Origin of the sequence: Ktedonobacter racemifer DSM 44963 (genome assembly GCF_000178855.1) — a bacterium.
In the GTDB taxonomy this organism is placed as follows: domain Bacteria; phylum Chloroflexota; class Ktedonobacteria; order Ktedonobacterales; family Ktedonobacteraceae; genus Ktedonobacter; species Ktedonobacter racemifer.
The window spans coordinates 1271240-1288894 of the sequence record NZ_ADVG01000002.1 but is presented as its reverse complement, the minus strand read 5'-3'; the positions used below and the strand labels follow the sequence as shown (position 1 = coordinate 1288894).

Genomic DNA, 17655 nt, shown 5'->3' with positions numbered 1-17655 from the left:
TCCGGCTGATTGTGTTTTGCCCCGGCAAGAGAGATCGGCGCAACAATAGTGGGAGGAAACCTTTGACCAGCATACTTGATACCATTGATAGCCCAGAGCAACTGCGCGCCCTCACGGTCCCGCAAATGGAACAACTGGCGGGGGAGATACGGAAGGAGATTATTGAGAAGGTCTCCGTGCGGGGTGGACATATCGCGCCAAACCTGGGGGTGGTCGAGCTGACAATGGCCTTGCATCGCGTATTTAATACGCCAAATGATCTTCTTGTCTGGGATATCGGGCACCAGGCCTATGTCCATAAGCTCTTGACTGGGCGCCGCGAGCGCTTCCATACCATTCGCCAGTTTGGTGGTCTCTCTGGTTATCTGCGCCGTGATGAAAGTCCCTATGATACCTTTGGTGCCAGCCATGCCAGCACCTCGATCTCCGCGGCCCTGGGTATGGCGGCTGCGCGCGACCTGAAAGGTGAAGATACCAAGGTCGTTGCGATTATCGGTGACGGTGCGCTAACAGGTGGTATGGCCCTGGAAGCCATCAATAATGCTGGCAGCATGAAGAAAAACCTGATCATTGTTCTAAACGATAATGATAAATCTATCTCCGACAATGTAGGCGCGCTACATCAATATCTTAGCCAGGTGCGCAAGGTCCAGACGACTCCCAGCTATCAGCGCCTGCGCGACATGGCGAAGGGCTCAATCGAGCGTTTCCCTGTGTTGGGCGACAAGGCACGCGAGGCTGCGGGGCGAGCTGAGACCAGCTTTAAGCAGTTTGTGATGCATAGCAAGAGTGGCGCGATCTTCGAAGAACTGGGCATCAAGTTCTTTGGCCCCTTTGATGGACATGATATCCCCAGCATGCTTGATGTATTCGAGAATGTGAAGCATATCGAGGGACCGGTGATGGTCCAGGTGGTGACGAAGAAGGGCAAGGGCTGGGAGGTCGCTGAGAGCGATTCTACCAAGTGGCATGGCCCGGGCGCCTATGATTACAAGACTGGCATCATCAAAAAGAATGCCGGTGATCCTCCGACCTACACCGAAGTCTTTGCCAACACTCTGGTTGAGATCGCGGAGAAAGATCCCTCTGTAGTTGGTATTACCGCCGCCATGGCTGAGGGCACGGGCCTGAAGAAGATGCACCAGCGTTTCCCCGAGCGCTACTTTGACGTGGGCATTGCCGAGCAGCATGCCGTGACCTTTGCCGCTGGTATGGCGACGCTGGGTATTAAACCCGTGATCGCGATCTACTCCACCTTTATGCAGCGCGCCTTCGACCAGGTCATGCATGATGTCTGTGTGCAGGACCTGCACGTCGTCTTCGCCATGGATCGCGCCGGAATCGTGGGCGAGGATGGCCAGACGCAGCATGGTGTCTTTGATACCGCCTTTATGCGTATTCTTCCCCATATGAAGGTCATGGCGCCCAAGGATGAAGAGGAACTCCGCCATATGCTCTATACCGCCGTGTACCTGGATGGTCCGGTCGCCCTACGCTATCCTCGTGGCAAGGCGCTGGGTATCGAGATGAGCGACGAACTTCACATGCTGGAGGTCGGTAAAGCTGAGCTACTCAGTCCTGCGACATTGGAGGAGGCGGAGCGCACCGATTGCGCTATTCTAGCCTATGGCTCAACGGTGGCCCAGGCGGAGATCGCGGCCAAAGAACTGGCGCAGGAAGGCATCAAGGCGACCATCGTCAATGCGCGTTGGGCCAAGCCGCTGGACGAAGAGCTATTCTTGCACCTGGCGAAAACGACGCGCCGCATCGTCACCATTGAAGATCATGTGCTGGCTGGTGGCTTTGGCAGTGCCGTACTGGAGCTGTTCGAGCAGCATGGATTGTTGCGTGATATCGAGACGCGATTGATAGCTCTCCCCGATAAATATGTGGAGCATGGCGCACCGACGATCTTGAAGGAGCTTTATGGCCTCTCCTCCGCCCACCTGAAAGAGGTTGTACGCGAGATGCTGGGGACCCAGCAGCATACCCTGGCCTAATAGAAACCTAAAAACAATATCGATAGAGAAAAATAGTGTGTGCGTCGTGGCAACCTGAGGCTGCCACGACGCACACACTATTTTTCTCTTACAATGCGCCCATCGCGCATGTTGATGAGGCGATCTGCCATGGCCCCAATCTCCTGAGCGTGGGTGACCAGGACGAAGGTCTGCTGCTGCGTCTGATTGAGGGTGACGAGTAACTGGAGGATCTCCTGAGCGGTCTCGCTGTCGAGGTTGCCGGTAGGCTCATCGGCCCAGACAATAGCGGGATTGTTGGTCAGGGCGCGGGCGATGGTGACACGCTGGCGCTGGCCGCCGGAGAGTTCTGCGGGTCGATGCAAGGCGCGCTGTCCCAGGCCGACCAGCTCAAGCATCTCCAGGGCGCGCTTACGCGCCTGGCGGGCGGGCACCCTGGCGACCAGCAGGGGCAACTCAACGTTTTCCACGGCGCTCAGCACGGGGAGGAGGTTAAAGTCCTGAAAAATGAAGCCCATGTGGCGTGCACGAAACGATGTGCGCGCGTTATCGCTCAGGTCGCGTAGGTTCTGTCCCGCGATCGCGATCTCGCCTTCATCGATGGTATCAAGCCCCGAGAGGCAGTTAAGGAGGGTGGTCTTGCCACTCCCACTCTGCCCCATAATGGCGACCATCTCCCCACGTGCGACTGAGAGGTTAATATCTCCTAGAGCCTCGATGCGCTGCTGTCCAAGGCGATACGTTTTTTTGACATGCTGGGCTTCAATAATGGGCGTCGTGTTCATGGCGCACTCCTTCCTGTACCGAGTTCGGGGTTGGCGAGCGTGGCTAGCAGGTGAGGTGAGGTGATCAGAATATGGCGGCGTCCAGGCTCGATTGTGCCAAGGTCTTTAAGCTCGCGTAGGGTCGCGCTGACCGTTTCCCGGTAAACACCCAGGTGTTCGGCCAGCTCTTCGTGAGTCAGACCCGTCACCACCAATTGACCCTGCTCACGTGCCTGGGCGTGCGCCAGTTGTAGCAGGAGGGCAGCCAGGCGCGCGAGGGTGCTTTTGAAGGTGGTATTAATCAGTTGTGTCTCGATCTGGTGAAGGCGCTGCTCAACGCTATAGAAGAGAGCGAGGGCCACGCCGGGCCGTTGGCCTGCCAGGTGTTCGATATCGTGCCTGGAGATGCTATAAACGCGAGTGGGGGAGACGGCCTCCGCGAAGTGGCGATGCTGTCCCTGCTCCAGCAGGAGTGTTTCACCAAAGCATGCTCCAGGTTGGAGAGTTGCCATAATCAGTTTCCGCCCATCGGGCGAGAGATGATAGAGGTGAACGGCGCCTTGCTTCAAGAGAAACAAGGCGCTGCCAGCATCGCCGGGCCGATAAAAGACATAACCGGATGGGTATGACGTCTCGGTTGTACGCTGGTGCAGTGCGTTAAGGTCGTCCGCGGGTAAGTGGCGGAAGAGTTCACTGTGTGCCAGGAAGGCATCCCTTGCGCCTGCCTGTTTGCGTGATACTGGACGTTGCTGGTTCAGCGCTTGTTTCTCTCGCACGATGGCACTTGTATTCCTTCATCTGAAGTGATGGTGTAACAAGTGCTATTGTACCATTACATGCGTAGTGTTGGAGCTGAGATGTTCGATAAGTTCCTCTTGATCCCCCTCAACCAGCCTGGCGAAGTCGGGATGACGCGGATCGATTTCCGGCAAGGGTGTGGTGGGCACAAACTGGCCCGGGAGGCGTTGTTCAGGCAAAAGCTGTTCGCCCATAAACTGTCCACCCATGCTCGTGAAGTAGATGGCCTCGGTCCGATTGCGAGCGCGAAGCTTCTCAAAGATGTTCTGCACATGCTTATGGACCGTCGATTCGGCGATACAGAGCTCTTTGGCGATCTCGCGGTTCTTGCGGCCCAGGCGCATCAGGTCGAGGATCTCACGTTCGCGCCCGGTCAGGGGGCGTGGCCGGCGCCTGGGCTTGTCACCCTTTGCGGCCTCCTCATCGCCCTCCTCATCAGCTTTCTCATCTACTTCAACCTGTTCCTCCAGCTCTCCAGTGGTGCGATTGAGTAGCTCGCTAGTTGAGTTTTCGTGGAGTGCCTGCACTTTAGCGGCTCGTCGAACGCGGCGTGGTGTACGATAGGCTATGGCTTCGGGTGAGAAGCGCGTGGTATAAAACTGTTCCTGTGTTCGCCAGATGTTGCGAATATAGGCCAGGACCTGGCTGGCGAGGGCTCCTGGAATGCAGAGATCGTTGCGAGCGGCGCAGCGTACCGCGTGGATGAGCGCATCGGGCTCTATATCTTTAGTGATGTAGCCCATTGCTCCGCGCTGGAGGGCGCGAAAGACATGTACATCTTCATGCGCGGCAGTAAAGATGATGACACGCGAATGTGGTGAGTGTGCCAGGACGCGCTCGGTTGCATCAAAGCCATTGCAGTCAGGCATATCCATATCCATTAAGATAACGTCTGGCTGCGTCTGTTGGGCCTGTGCCTCGGCCTCTTGCCCCGTGCTGGCCTCGGCCACCACATTGAAGTCGGCCTCCTTTTCGAGGACTTCGCGGACCGCGCGTCTCATAAGAGAATGATCATCAACGATGAGGATCTTTACCATGTGCTTAAAATCCCTTTCTACTTCAACTACCCCTGTAAACAATCTTAGCTGCGTTATTCTAGCTTTTTAGCTATAAATGTGTATGGGTATACACTATACTATACTTCCTGTTTCAAGAAACAGACGGTATTATTTGGGGTGTTGCCTTACACATACGAGATGAATGCGTCGAGGCATATATTTTTTCCTCCGGGGGAGAAACAGTATAGGCGTTGGGCCGGGGGTCGGGAGGCGTTGCAGTGATATCCAGAGTGGGCTGGGGGTAGGAAGGCAGGCGACAAGATGGACGCGCGCTAAACGCGTTTTACCTTGCATACTCTTCCTCCACTCTTTACACCACCACTATTTTGTCCTACTCAAGTATACTCTATTTTAGCGTTTTTGGGGAAGATAGTAGCCAATGAGGCTATTGTGTTTTCTGGGATTGCGAAAAAAGGGAAGAACGGCTCTGGTTGGCAAATTTCTTGCGTCCGTAGTCTCACTATGCTATACTTCTCAACTGGCAGGATCCGGTATGTTCCTGCACAAGTTGTGTTTACGCACGATTGTATACAGTATTACAACAGACTACGCACGCTCTGCGACCAGGCACGCCCTGGGGTCCATCAGCTTGATTAAACAGCTTGGTAGTGGTAGTACCGGGGGGCCCTGTTGTCAGGTAAGAGTCGCGAGCGGAGGTCAAAGGGAGGATTTGTAACTTGGCTAACATTATCTCAATGAAGCAACTTCTTGAGGCAGGCGTCCACTTTGGACACCAGACGCGGCGCTGGAACCCGAAGATGCAGCAGTTCATCTTCATGGACCGCAACGGCATTCATATCATCGATCTCCAGCAGACCGTGACGCGCTTGAACGAGGCCTACAAGTTTGTCGAGCAGCTCGCCGCTAGCGGCGGTACCTTGCTCTTTGTGGGTACGAAGAAGCAGGCGCAGGAGGCCGTGGCCGAGGAGGCCAAGCGCTGTGGTATGTTCTATATCAACCAGCGCTGGCTGGGCGGTATGCTCACCAACTTCCAGACCATTCAGTTGCGCATTAAATACCTGCGTGACCTGGAGCGCCGTCGCGACAGTGGCGAATTCGAGCGCCTGCCCAAGAAAGAAGTCCAGCGCTTGCAGGACGACATTGCGCGCCTGGAGCGCATCCTGGGCGGTATCAAAGACATGAGGTCTCTCCCCAGCGCACTCTTCATCATTGACACACGTAAAGAGCGCACCGCGGTGCTTGAGGCCTTGCGCCTGGAGATTCCTATTATCGCGCTTGCCGATACCAACTGCGATCCCGACGAGATGGATTATCCCATCCCTGCAAACGATGACGCTATTCGCGCGGTTCGTCTCCTGTGCGCCAAGATTGCTGATGCCGCGGTCGAAGGTCGCCGTCAGCTTGAGGCCCTGCATAAGGACGAGACCACGGGCGAGGAAGAGGGTCAGGTCGAGGCGCCACAGGCCGCTGCCGCTGCCCCACAAGTAGCTGCCCCACAGACCACAGCCCCAGAGGCAGCCCCTCAGGCTTCTTCAGAGGCAGCCCCTCAGGCTTCTTCAGAGGCAGCCCCTCAGGCTTCTTCAGAGGCCGAGAGCCCGGTCGCCGGTTCTGAGGGCGAGCTGGTTACGAAAGAGTAACACACAGCAGCAAGTAAGCGGGGGCAAGAGGCGAACAATTCCTCCTGCGCCCGCTTTTTCCTGTACTCCAGGCCAGGTACTTCTTTCCTAGGCCGGGCGTGCAACGCCTCATGAAAGCGCGTTTCACATTTGTCAAGCACTCGAGTGCCAAAAAAAAGGGCGGTGGTCATTGCGCCGTCCACGGTACCTGAGTATCATACATCTACGGAATTGAGGAGAAATCAACCATGAACTACACGGCACCGGATGTAAAAAAGTTGCGCGAGGAGACTGGCGCGACATTTGCCGACTGCAAGAATGCCCTGACCGAGTCAAAGAGCTGGGATGAGGCCGTCAAGTATCTTGAGGCCAGAAGTAGCCACAAGGCTGAGAAGATGGTGGCCGCTGGTCGCGAGACCAAAGAGGGCGGCGTCTTCTCGTATGTACACCATAACCATAGCATTGGTGTCTTGCTGGAGCTCAATTGCAGTACTGACTTTGTCGCACGCAGCGAGTCATTCCGTCAACTCGCCAGTGAACTGGGGCTTCAGATTGCAGGCGTGGCACCCAAGTATGTCAATTACGAGGATGTGCCTGCCGAGGTAGTTGAGGCGAAGAAGAAAGAGATCCTGGAAGATCCCTCTATGGCACGCGTCCCCGAGGCGAAGAGAGAGGAAGTGATTGCAGGTAAACTCAAGAAAGCCTTCTCAGAGCAGGTCTTGACTATGCAGCCCTGGGTCAAAGACGAGGCCCTCACCATCGGCGATTTGATCCGCAAGGTGATCGCGGATACCGGCGAAAACATCGTCTTGCGCCGCTTCAGCCGTTTCAAGTTGGGTGAAGAATAAGGCAGGAATTTGCTCATGGCAGCCGAACGAAAATATCAGCGTATTCTACTTAAGCTCAGTGGCGAAGCCCTGGGTGGACAGGGCTTTGGTATTGATGCTCAGACGGTGCAGCGGATCGCTGCCGAGGTCAAGCGCGTCCACGCCCTGGGAGTAGAGATCGCGATGGTTATTGGTGGTGGCAATATGTGGCGCGGTGCGGATGCAGCCGCCACAGGCATTGATCGTGCCACCGCCGATTATGTCGGCATGCTAGCGACCGTCATGAACTCGCTCGTCATGCAAGATGCTATGGAAAAGCATGGCATGGCAACGCGTGTGCAGACGGCTATTGAGATGCCTCCTGTTGCGGAGCCGTTTATCCGCCGCCGGGCGGTGCGTCACCTGGAGAAGGGGCGCGTCGTAATCCTGGCTGCGGGTAGTGGCAATCCGTTCTTTACGACCGACACTGCCGCGGCTTTGCGCGCGGTGGAGTTGAACGCGCAGGTATTGCTCAAAGCCACTAAAGTCGATGGCATTTACGACGATGATCCTGTAAAGAATTGCTATGCACGCAAGTTCGATGAAATCGGCTACATGCAGGCGCTCAATATGGGATTAAAGGTAATGGATAGTACTGCACTCTCATTGTGTAAAGACAATAATATGCCAATTATCGTGTTTAATCTCCAGCAAGAAGGGGCTTTAGAGGCGATAATGCGCGGTGAGAAATGTGGTACACTGGTCTCCAAAGACGTCAAAGAACCTGTCTAGAGAGTGTGCATTCTTGAACAACGCTTGCACCACTTGTCTACTCACATTCGCGTAAGCACTGCTGTGAGACAGTGCTCAGTTGAGAAGGGGTTGAAGTTATGACTGCTGACTTATTTGACGATGCAGAAAGGCGCATGAAACGTGCCATTGACGCCTTAAAGCAGGATCTGGGATCTATTCGCACCGGTCGGGCGAGTGCTTCCCTGCTTGACCGCATTACCGTCGATTACTATGGAGCCCCAACGCCTGTCAATCAGGTCGCAACCATCTCGATTCCCGAGGCTCGCCTCATTGTGATTCAGCCCTGGGACAAGAAGATATCTGCGGACATTGAGAAGGCGATTCAGAAGTCTGACCTGGGTATTAATCCAAATAACGACGGTCAGGTTATTCGTTTGAATATTCCGCCCATGAACGAAGAGCGCCGTAAGGATCTCGTCAAGTCTCTGCATAAGAAGCTCGATGAGCACAAGGTTGCCGTCCGTAACGTGCGCCGCGATGTTCAGGATAAATTGCGTGAACGTGAAAAGAAGAAAGAAGTGTCCGAGGATGAGCTGAAGCGTAGCACTGAAAAGCTACAGAAGCTCACCGACCGCTTCATCGAGGAGATGGATAAGGTCGGCAAAACTAAGGAACTGGAGATTCTGGAGGTCTAACGTTGACCAAGATACAAAATCTCTTATCCTCACGTAGGAAAGAGAATGTTTCGTCGCAGCCACAATCAGTCGCAGCTGATCAGTCTCAGTCACCCGTGCGCCATATCGCTATCATTATGGATGGCAATGGCCGCTGGGCTACGCGACGCCACCTGCCACGCCTGGCAGGACATAAGGCGGGTGTAAGCGCACTCCGGCGTGTCGTTGAGTGCGCCGCAGACGAAAATATTGAGATGCTTAGTGTGTATGCGTTCTCAACCGAGAATTGGCACCGGCCTCGGATCGAGGTCGATGGTTTGATGCGCCTCTTCTGGGAGACTATTCGCTCGGATCTAGAGAAGCTACATCGCGATGGTGTGCGCTTGCGCCATCTTGGTCGTTTATATGATCTCGCTCCAGATATTCAGCAGGCCGTGCGCGAGTCAATGGATTTGACAAAAGACAATAAGCGTATCGGCCTCAACGTATGCTTTAACTATGGTGGTCGGGCTGAACTGGTGGACGCGGTCCGCCAGATTATCGCGGATGGTCGCCAGCCCGAGACCATCTCTGAAGAAATGATCAGCTCTTATCTATATACACGGGACCTCCCCGATCCAGACCTGGTCATTCGCACCGCTGGTGAGATGCGCGTCAGTAACTTCTTGATCTGGCAATCGGCGTATAGCGAGTATTATGCTACGCCTACCCTCTGGCCCGACTTTGGGCGCGAGGATCTGCTCGAGGCTGTGCAAAGCTTCCAGCAACGCAGTCGCAAGTTTGGACGCGTGCTGCCGACATCAGTGTAACGCACCTCTGGTGCTGAGAGGGCTGCCTCACTCTCCTGAGGTGGGGTGGGCCACAGAGCAGGCTTTGATAGTATATAATGTAGGGCGGTCCTTGTTACCGTCCTATTGTTTTTATAGGTGCTTATCGTTCGACAGCGTTTTGTCCCACAGAGGAAGGGATTTTTTTGCAAGGCGCGAATGAAAAGGGAGAGCCGGAGGTCTCCACTCCTCCTCCTCCACAGGAAGCAAATAAAGAGAAAACATCAGTGGGTCTGCGCCTGCTGACGGCGTTTATTCTTATTCCGATTGTGCTTGTCGTCGTCTGGTTTGGCTCCTGGGTCGCTTTTGTGGCCTCCGTGGTGCTGGTGGTGTTGGGAATCTATGAGCTCCACACGATGCTAGTGCAAGCCGGATACCGCCCCATTTTATGGCTGAGTATGGGCTGGGGTCTGCTCTTGCTACTGGCTACGATGTTCCCTCTCCAGCGATCTCTGATCCTGGAGAGCGGCCTAGGGATTACCTTACTGGTCTCATTCCCCTGCCTGTTTGCGCGTAAAAACCTTGAGGGTTCAGTGGTGGACTGGGCCTTGACCCTGGCTACAGCGCTCTACGTAGGTGGCTCGACCAGTTTCCTGCTCCTGTTGCGTGGGACGGAGGCCGGCTGGTTGCGCTTTGCTCCTACGTTCTCCCTTGTGCTTCCCCGGGGCGCCTGGTGGACGCTGGCGGCTCTCCTTGGCGTATGGGGCTTTGATTCCGCGGCTTTCTTCATTGGCCGCCTCTTTGGCAAGCATAAACTCGCTCCTCGCATCAGTCCGGCCAAATCCTGGGAAGGGTTCCTGGGTGGCCTGATCTTCTCCATTATTGCGGCCCTGCTCTGTACCGTCATCCCCCTGGGACTTCCCTGGTACCTGGCGGTCCTGGTAGGAGTGCTTGTGGGCGTCACGGGTACGCTGGGGGACCTCTCGGAGTCATTGTTCAAGCGGCAGATGCATGTCAAGGATAGTAGTCAGATCGTGCCCGGGCATGGTGGCGTCCTGGATCGCATCGATAGCCTGCTTTTTGCGGCTATCGCTGTCTACCTCTTCGCCTCGCTCTTGCAGCTTAGCTAACCCAATGTGGGGTTATTTCTGCCGCCTGCGGCGGCAAGGGGAAAAGAGGTTGGGGACACCCCAAACCCCGCCAGGAGCTCCGCCCCTGGACCCCGTTCCCATAGATGTGTGGACAGGGGTGGCTAGCCGCCCTTGGACCCCGTTCCCGTAGACGTGTGGACAGGGGTGGCTATCTGCCCCTGGACTCCGTTCCCGTAGGCGTGTGGATAGGGGTGGCTAGCCAGCTTATCCCCGGGTAAGTGGTGTGGTATGTGCTGGCAGTCGCAGGCTGCCAGCACATACCACACCACTTACCCAAGGCGAGCGCCGCAGGCGCGAGCCGTCACGCTAAAAAGATGAAAATTCGCGCGAAGACAGGTTCTTCGCTATTATAGAGAGAGAAGGGCGGGTCTCCTGGAAGATTGTGTGCTCATCTCGCGTTTGTATTATTGAGGGGCGTCAGCAACGCTTATCGTAGAGGCGTAGATGAGAGGGGCTTCCAGACCCGTGAGTAAGAGTGCATGAGCGCATATCCTAAACGTATTGCCTTACTTGGCAGCACAGGCTCGATTGGTCAGCAGACACTCGATATCGTGCGCTGCTTCCCAGAGCAGTTCCAGGTGGTGGCCCTGGCTGCCCGCAGTAACCTGGACCTACTGGCTGAACAAGTGCGCGAGTTCCGCCCTAGTCTGGTTGCTTGCTTTGCCAATTCAGCAGAGCTGGAGCAGAAGGCACGCGCGCTCTTTCCGAATGTCATCCTGGGGGAGCGCGGTCTGCTGGCGGTTGCGACGCACGCGGATGCGGATGTGCTGGTGGCTGCGACCTCTGGCCTGATGGGCCTGCGTCCAACGATGGCGGCGATTGAGGCTGGTAAAACCATTGCTCTGGCGAATAAAGAGACGCTGGTAATGGCCGGCCATATTGTCACGGAGGCCGCGCGTCGCAATGGTGTCTCGATTGTGCCCATTGATAGTGAGCACAGTGCCATCTGGCAGTGTTTGCATGGTGAAGAAAATAACCAGATTCGTCGATTAATTCTTACAGCATCTGGTGGACCATTTCGTACGACACCTCCTGAAGAGTTGCGCGACGTCTCTGTGGAGCAGGCCCTGGCCCATCCCACCTGGCGCATGGGACCAAAGATTACTATCGATAGCGCCACGCTGATGAACAAGGGCCTGGAGGTCATTGAATCGTACTGGCTCTTTGATGTGCCCTACGAGCGCATCGAGGTGGTCGTGCATCCTGAGAGCATCATCCACTCCATGGTTGAATTCTGTGATGGCTCGATTAAGATGCAGGCTAGTCTGCCGACGATGCATCTACCTATCATGCATGCGCTCACTTACCCGGAGCGCCTGGATACTGCCGATAAAAACTTGATTCGCGAACTACACTGGCCCTCGATCGCGGCGCTGCACTTTGAAGAATTGAACCTGGAGCGTTTCCCCTGTTTCCGCCTGGCGCTTGAGGCCGGGAAGCGAGGAGGGACCTACTCCTGCGCGCTGGTGGGCGCGGATGAAGAGGCTGTAGCGATGTTCCTGGAGGGAAAGATACCTTATCAGGGGATCGCCCAGATGCTTGAGGCAGTGCTTGAGCAACATAACTCAATTGCCCAGCCCGATGTGAACGCGACGTTGGAGGCTTGTGCATGGGCACGCCGTACGGCGCGAGAATGGGGTGAAAAACACCTGGCTGGTTAGATAATCAGGAGCGTCGTATCGTAGTGTGTTCTTGCCGGAGGCATTTTTGAGGAGCAAAGGATAACTAGATGAATAACTGGTACCTACTCGCAGCTATCCCGGTTTTTGGATTGCTTGTGCTTGTACACGAATTTGGACACTTCATCACTGCTCGCTGGGCGGGTATTCGAGTTGATGAATTCGGTATTGGCTTGCCACCACGCCTGGTTGGTTTTCGCCGTCGCCCTCAGGGTGGATGGGAAGTGGTCTGGTTTGGCGGCCGTTCCGAGCAGATGGAGGGGCTAGAGAGTCCACTGACAGGTACAAGCGGTGGAGTAAGCCAGGGTCATGCCTCCGCGAAGCAGAATACCATTTACTCTATCAACCTTCTGCCGATTGGCGGATTTGTGCGTATGCCGGGCGAAGATGGCGATGCACATGATGAGGATGGTCATTACGACTCTGAGAGCTTTGCGGCCAAGCCTGCCGGGAAGCGCATCGCTGTCCTCTGTGCGGGCGTGATCATGAACGTCTTGCTGGCGATTGCGCTCTTCACGATTGCCTATGGACAGGGAGAGCCAACGACGCCGGCCATCATTGCCCAGGTGAACGCTGGCTCGCCTGCGGCGGCGGCAGGACTGCACGCGGATGACAAGATCCTCAGCGTCAATGGACAGTCCGTCACCCAGTTCCAGGAAGTGAAAGATATTGTTGATAAGGCCTCGACGCAGAGTAAGGGGCAGCAGACCGTTGATGTGAAACTGGTGGTGGAGCGCAAGGGCGAGCCGCAGCCACTCCATATGACTGTTCATGCCCTGGTCAATCCGCCTGCCGATAAAGGCCACCTGGGAGTTCTGGGCAAGACGGTTAATGTCAGCATCCCCCTCTGGCAGGCCCCGATCAGAGGTATTCAGCAAACCCTGTCGACCACGCGCCTCTTTATTGTCACGATTGGTCAGATGATTGTAGGCGCGATCCAGCCGCAGATCGCGGGTCCAGTTGGCATCGTTAAGATTACGGGCGAAGTGGCCCAGACGGTACCCGTTGTTGGCTGGTGGTACATCCTGAATTTAACAGCGATGTTGAGTATAAACCTGGCAATTGTCAATATTCTACCTTTCCCCGCCCTGGATGGTGGGCGTGTGGTGCTGATCTTCATCGAGATGATTCGTGGAGGGAAGCGTCTCAGGCCTGAGCGCGAGGGGCTTATCAATCTTGTTGGTATGGCAATCTTGCTTACCCTGATGGTCGTCGTGACTGTAAGCGACGTCTTACATTGGGGTGGCTGATAATGGAGTGTACTACTAATTATGTCTAAGAAAACTCGTCAGGTTCGCGTTGGCAATGTTCTGGTTGGTGGCGGCGCGCCTGTAGCTGTGCAATCTATGACCACCACCTATACCCGTGATGTGAAAAGCACGGTCGCGCAGATCAAACGCTTGGAAGAGGTCGGATGTGAGATTGTGCGCGTAGCTGTTCCCGAGATGGAAGATGCGGTTGTCCTGGGCGAGATCAAGAAGCAGATTTCGATTCCGCTGGTTGCGGACATTCATTATAATCCTAATCTGGCACTGGAAGCCATTCGCCAGGGGATCGACAAGGTCCGCATCAATCCAGGCAACCTGCTTAATGGACGCGAGTCTCTGGAGCAGATTGTGCGGGCTGCTAAAGAGCGCGATATCGCGATGCGCATTGGTGTGAACTCCGGCTCGATTGACGCGTTGGACAAGCAGGCCCAGATGCAGCGCATCCAGGTGCGCCTGCGCGAGGATGGCACTCTGGAGCGCAGTGATCCCGCAGAGGCCCGTCGTCTTGAGCGCGAGCGCCTGGCTGAGCGCATGGTCACAAAGGCCCTGGAATATATTAGCTGGTGTGAAGAGCTCGATTATCACAATATTATTGTCTCTTTGAAATCCTCCACCGTCCTGACAGCGGTTGAGGCCTACCGCCGCTTCTCGGAGCGCTCGGATTATCCTATCCATCTGGGCATTACCGAGGCGGGTACGCTGGTCACGGGCGCGGTGAAATCCTCGGTTGGTCTGGGTCTTCTGCTGGCGGACGGCATTGGTGATACCATGCGCGTCAGCTTGAGCGCCGAGCCTGAGGAAGAGATTCCCGTGGCCTATGAGATTCTAAAGTCGCTTGAGTTGCGCAATCGCGGCGTGACCTTTGTCTCCTGCCCCTCCTGTGGCCGCGTTGAGATCGACGTCATTAGCGTCGCCAACGAGGTAGAGAAGCGCCTGTCCAAGGTGCAGACCCCCATCCATGTCGCGGTCATGGGCTGCGTTGTCAACGGCCCTGGTGAGTCACGCGACGCCGATGTCGGCCTGGCTGGTGGTAAGGGCAAGGGCGTCATCTTCCGCAAGGGACAGGTCATTAAAACCGTTCCTGAAGACCAGTTCCTGGACGCCGTCCTCAAAGAGGTCGCGAGCCTGCTACCTGAGGGTGAGGCCAAGCTGATCTATCCTGAGGGCGGTATCAAAGACGTGGCTGGCACACACCGTACCCGTGACGAGGGTATGAACCTGCCTATCCTGCCCGCGTCCCGCTAACCTAAACGATATAGAAAAAAGCCCGGCAAGAATGTCAGGAGCCATCATAGACGTGGCTCTAGTGTTCCTGCCGGGCTTTATACATATGACCTTAAAGATAGATGCTATTTGTGGGATATGGCGGGAGAGGTTGCTGGTAGGTGAGTGTGCACAAAAAAGCGGCTTCATACGAAGCCGCTTCGAAAAATGGGCGATACAGAACTCGAATCTGTGACCTCCACGATGTCAACGTGGCGCTCTAACCAACTGAGCTAATCGCCCTCTCGACATGGAGAATAATATCATTGTGGCTCTACTTTGTCAAGAGATTTTCTGGCTCTTTTTTTCGCGCCGGAAAAATTCCTATCTGATCTATGGCAAAGGAATTTCTGGCTTCTTTTCTGACGAGGAGAAGTAACGTATGGCGCGCCTTCGGGCATGCTCACCGATAAGCGATAGGTCCTGATCCTGTTCGTTTGCGCTTGCCCATACATAGATATGGTGCTATACTTTTTGAGGCGCAAGACGTGCCTGAAAGCGCCCAGTGGTATGAAGCAAGCGATACTACTATTGGTTTCCTTTATAAGAAGGACGAGGATTGTTCCTGTTATTTTTCCTTTTGAGAAGGGATTCTTAGTATGTTTCCTGGTGTTCGCAGACCTGTTGTCCAACGTAGGCGCCTGGTCTTACATGTGTGTAGTCTTATATTTATTTGTGCGCTTGTCGCGATTGAGTTTGCGCCCTGGAATAGTTCAGTGACCTATGCCAAGGCAGAGCAGCATACGGTCGCGACGGTTGATACATCGTGCCAGCATGTCACATTCTCGCCTGATAGCAACCCGTATCCCATTTGCCCTGGCCCCTTTCCTACTGGTGGCAACTGTACCTGGTGGGCGTGGCAGCAGTGGCATTTACTGGGGTATGATCTCCCGCGTAACTGGGGTAATGCCGCTGAATGGGCCGTAGATGCCACACGGGCGGGATTAGCGGTTGGTACTGTCCCACGCCTGGGCGCGATCGCTGTTTTTCCAGTCGCCGATGGGGTCTGGGCCTATGGAGCGCCGGGCCATGTGGCCTTCGTCTCTTCTGTGTATCCCGATGGCCAGACCTTTGATGTGACCTATCAAAATTATGGCGATACAACCTACATGCATGTCGGGCGCGACTACAACACAAACTATATCAACGCGACCCATTTCCAGAATGGGCAGTTGCGCTTTATCTACTTCCCTCGTACGCTTGATACCCAGCATTTTGCCAGGCTGGCTGGCACTTCATCCAATGTGAGTTCCCAGGTGCAGCAGACAAACGCACTACTGAACTCATCCAGTGCTACTACGACCTATACCTCCAGCCGCATCTCGCTAGGACTCTCTCCCGCTTCCTCCGATCAGGAGTTTAATGCCGACTTTACCGGGAGTGGCTACAGCGATCTCCTGCTCTATGACCGTAAGCAAGGGCAATTGCAGGTCTTGCAGTTGGAGAAGCGCCGAACGCTGGCGGGAACCTTTGTGCCTAATGCTGATGATGACATATCACATGGTGTGCGAATGAATCCAGGTGCCCCTAAACTGGTGGATTTAGGTGACTCTACTGTGCCAGCGGGCAAGTGGGGCTCGTCGCTCGATATTCACGTGGGCGACTTCGATGGCACGGGTTCATCGGATATCTTGCTCTATGATCGGGATAAAGGCAAGATTCACCTTATCAGCTTAACGGCCTCGCTGACGATAAAAAAGCATGTCATCCTTGATGGCGAGGGGCCGGGATGGGAGCTCTATGTTGGTCGTTTCGATGGCAAGCGTAGCTCTGTTATGATGTATAACCGTTTTGCCAATCCCAGTGCCTATGATCCAGGGACCAGCAATTCGACGGATAATGGTGGAGATACAAGCGGCACCACTCCTGGCACTACTCCCACTGATCCAGGCACTACGACGCCAACCCCAACACCAACTCATACAAAGACACCGACGCCGACACCAACGAAGACGCCGAGTCCTACTCCGACACCAAGTCCGACGCCGAGTCCTACTCCGTCACCGACACCAAGTCCGACGCCGTCTCCAACACCAACGGCAACGCCGACACCAAGTCCAACGGCAACGCCTACGCCTACCCCGACGCAGGCCGCGCCAACGCCGACAGTCGCGCCGTCGCCTGCTCCTACGCAAACACCATCGTCGACAAGTACACCAGCGACGCAACCTACACAGGCGAAGAGTACCGTGGAGCCTACGGCATATACTATTCCCGCCATAACTCGTACCAGTAATGTGGATGGCTCGAATGGTGATCTCAGTGGCACCAGCCTTGCCGATTGGGAGATGCAGGGAAAGACCGCCAATGTAATCATGCTCGATTTCGATCAGAACTTCCAGGTCAAACATCGCCAGGTGTATACGCTCTGGCACGCGAGCTGGGAGGTGTACGTGGGTCGCTTCATAGGACCAGATCAGGATGGCATCTTCCTCTATGATCGCATCGATGGTCAGGGGCGTATGCTGGGCCTGGATGGCTCGCTCAAGGTGACTAAACAGCAGGATATGAGTGATCTGAGTGGTAACTGGATGGTCTACAGTGGAGACTTTAACGCCTCTGGGCGGGCACAAATTCTGTTGTATGATCCCAGTAGCGGTAGCGCGCAGATCAGGTCCCTGAAGGCGGATCTCACGGTTGATCAGAGCGTGGATTACTCCGACTGGGGGCAGAATCTCCTGCCATATGTGGGGAGCTTTGGCACCTCTTCAACGGGCGTTATGCTCTACGATCCCGAGGCGGGGCAGAGCACGTTCCTGGCCTTTGATGATACGCTACAAGTGGCGCATCAATATGTGACAAAGAGCTGGGACCAGCACTGGCAAGTCCTGGTAGGTTCGTTTACCGACCGCTCCCAGTGTTTGGGCCAGGGCCAGTGCGCGAACGGAGATGATATCCTGGTCCTCAATCGTGAGACGGGCCAGCTACAGCAATATATCTTCTCCTTTGGCCGCCAGTTCAAGGTCTATGATAACCGTACGCGCGCCTTTGAGCGCCAGGGCGTGGCTCCCTCCTCCGAGCAGTATGTCAGCTCCCTGGATACCACCACGTTCAACCTGGCCTCAACGCTCAGTACCGATATCCACAACCAGGAATTGTACTAAGGGCATTCTAAAAG

Annotated in this window: 13 protein-coding genes, 1 tRNA gene and 1 pseudogene; 11 read left to right on the top strand and 4 right to left on the bottom strand. The window is 55.3% G+C overall.

Annotation, left to right across the window (positions count from 1 at the left end; all coding sequences use genetic code 11):
- Window positions 1–62 precede the first annotated feature (62 nt).
- Window positions 63–2000, top strand: a complete 1938-nt coding sequence (gene dxs / locus KRAC_RS21925; protein WP_007910855.1) for a 1-deoxy-D-xylulose-5-phosphate synthase — start codon at window positions 63–65, stop codon at window positions 1998–2000.
- Window positions 2001–2077: 77 nt separating this feature from the next.
- On the opposite strand, the gene KRAC_RS21920 is transcribed toward dxs, so the two are convergent.
- From KRAC_RS21920 to KRAC_RS62195, 3 genes are read right to left on the bottom strand one after another with little or no spacing between them, the layout of a single operon-like run.
- Window positions 2078–2764, bottom strand: coding sequence for an ABC transporter ATP-binding protein (locus tag KRAC_RS21920; RefSeq protein ID WP_007910853.1), 687 nt, complete (start codon window positions 2762–2764; stop codon window positions 2078–2080).
- Window positions 2761–3519 carry a Crp/Fnr family transcriptional regulator gene (locus KRAC_RS21915; RefSeq protein WP_007910851.1) on the bottom strand — a complete coding sequence of 253 codons (759 nt, stop codon included), beginning with the start codon at window positions 3517–3519 and terminating at the stop codon, window positions 2761–2763. The genes KRAC_RS21920 and KRAC_RS21915 overlap by 4 nt, the downstream gene beginning before the upstream one ends.
- Window positions 3520–3564: 45 nt before the next feature.
- Window positions 3565–4578 (bottom strand): response regulator transcription factor, encoded by a 1014-nt coding sequence (locus KRAC_RS62195; protein ID WP_007910849.1) that lies wholly within the window; start codon window positions 4576–4578, stop codon window positions 3565–3567.
- A gap of 716 nt (window positions 4579–5294) precedes the next feature.
- Between KRAC_RS62195 and rpsB the strand changes: the two are divergent.
- From rpsB to ispG, 9 genes and pseudogenes are all read left to right on the top strand, one after another.
- Window positions 5295–5999, top strand: a pseudogene (rpsB, locus tag KRAC_RS21905) (30S ribosomal protein S2); the annotation flags it as partial.
- Window positions 6000–6424: 425 nt separating this feature from the next.
- Window positions 6425–7024 carry an elongation factor Ts gene (gene tsf, locus KRAC_RS21900; RefSeq protein ID WP_007910837.1) on the top strand — a complete coding sequence of 200 codons (600 nt, stop codon included), beginning with the start codon at window positions 6425–6427 and terminating at the stop codon, window positions 7022–7024.
- 15 nt (window positions 7025–7039) lie between these two features.
- Window positions 7040–7774: a UMP kinase gene (gene pyrH / locus KRAC_RS21895; protein ID WP_007910835.1), complete on the top strand. Its 735-nt coding sequence runs from the start codon at window positions 7040–7042 to the stop codon at window positions 7772–7774.
- A gap of 98 nt (window positions 7775–7872) precedes the next feature.
- On the top strand, window positions 7873–8430 hold the full coding sequence (gene frr / locus KRAC_RS21890; RefSeq protein ID WP_007910833.1) for a ribosome recycling factor: 558 nt from the start codon (window positions 7873–7875) through the stop codon (window positions 8428–8430).
- Window positions 8431–8432: 2 nt separating this feature from the next.
- Window positions 8433–9218, top strand: coding sequence for a polyprenyl diphosphate synthase (gene uppS / locus KRAC_RS21885; RefSeq protein ID WP_007910830.1), 786 nt, complete (start codon window positions 8433–8435; stop codon window positions 9216–9218).
- 164 nt (window positions 9219–9382) lie between these two features.
- Entirely contained in the window at window positions 9383–10306 is a 924-nt protein-coding gene (locus tag KRAC_RS62190; RefSeq protein ID WP_007910828.1) for a phosphatidate cytidylyltransferase, read from the top strand.
- Window positions 10307–10806: 500 nt separating this feature from the next.
- Window positions 10807–11988: a 1-deoxy-D-xylulose-5-phosphate reductoisomerase gene (locus KRAC_RS21875; RefSeq protein ID WP_007910820.1), complete on the top strand. Its 1182-nt coding sequence runs from the start codon at window positions 10807–10809 to the stop codon at window positions 11986–11988.
- 68 nt (window positions 11989–12056) lie between these two features.
- Window positions 12057–13256, top strand: coding sequence for a M50 family metallopeptidase (locus tag KRAC_RS21870; protein WP_007910818.1), 1200 nt, complete (start codon window positions 12057–12059; stop codon window positions 13254–13256).
- Window positions 13257–13277: 21 nt separating this feature from the next.
- A complete protein-coding gene (gene ispG / locus KRAC_RS21865) occupies window positions 13278–14519 on the top strand; it encodes a flavodoxin-dependent (E)-4-hydroxy-3-methylbut-2-enyl-diphosphate synthase (RefSeq protein WP_007910817.1) in 1242 nt (413 codons plus the stop codon).
- Window positions 14520–14706: 187 nt separating this feature from the next.
- On the opposite strand, the gene KRAC_RS21860 is transcribed toward ispG, so the two are convergent.
- Window positions 14707–14780, bottom strand: a tRNA-Val gene (locus KRAC_RS21860).
- 356 nt (window positions 14781–15136) lie between these two features.
- On the opposite strand from KRAC_RS21860, the gene KRAC_RS74635 reads away from it, so the two are divergent.
- Window positions 15137–17641: a CHAP domain-containing protein gene (locus KRAC_RS74635; RefSeq protein ID WP_007910815.1), complete on the top strand. Its 2505-nt coding sequence runs from the start codon at window positions 15137–15139 to the stop codon at window positions 17639–17641.
- The last annotated feature ends 14 nt before the right edge of the window (window positions 17642–17655 follow it).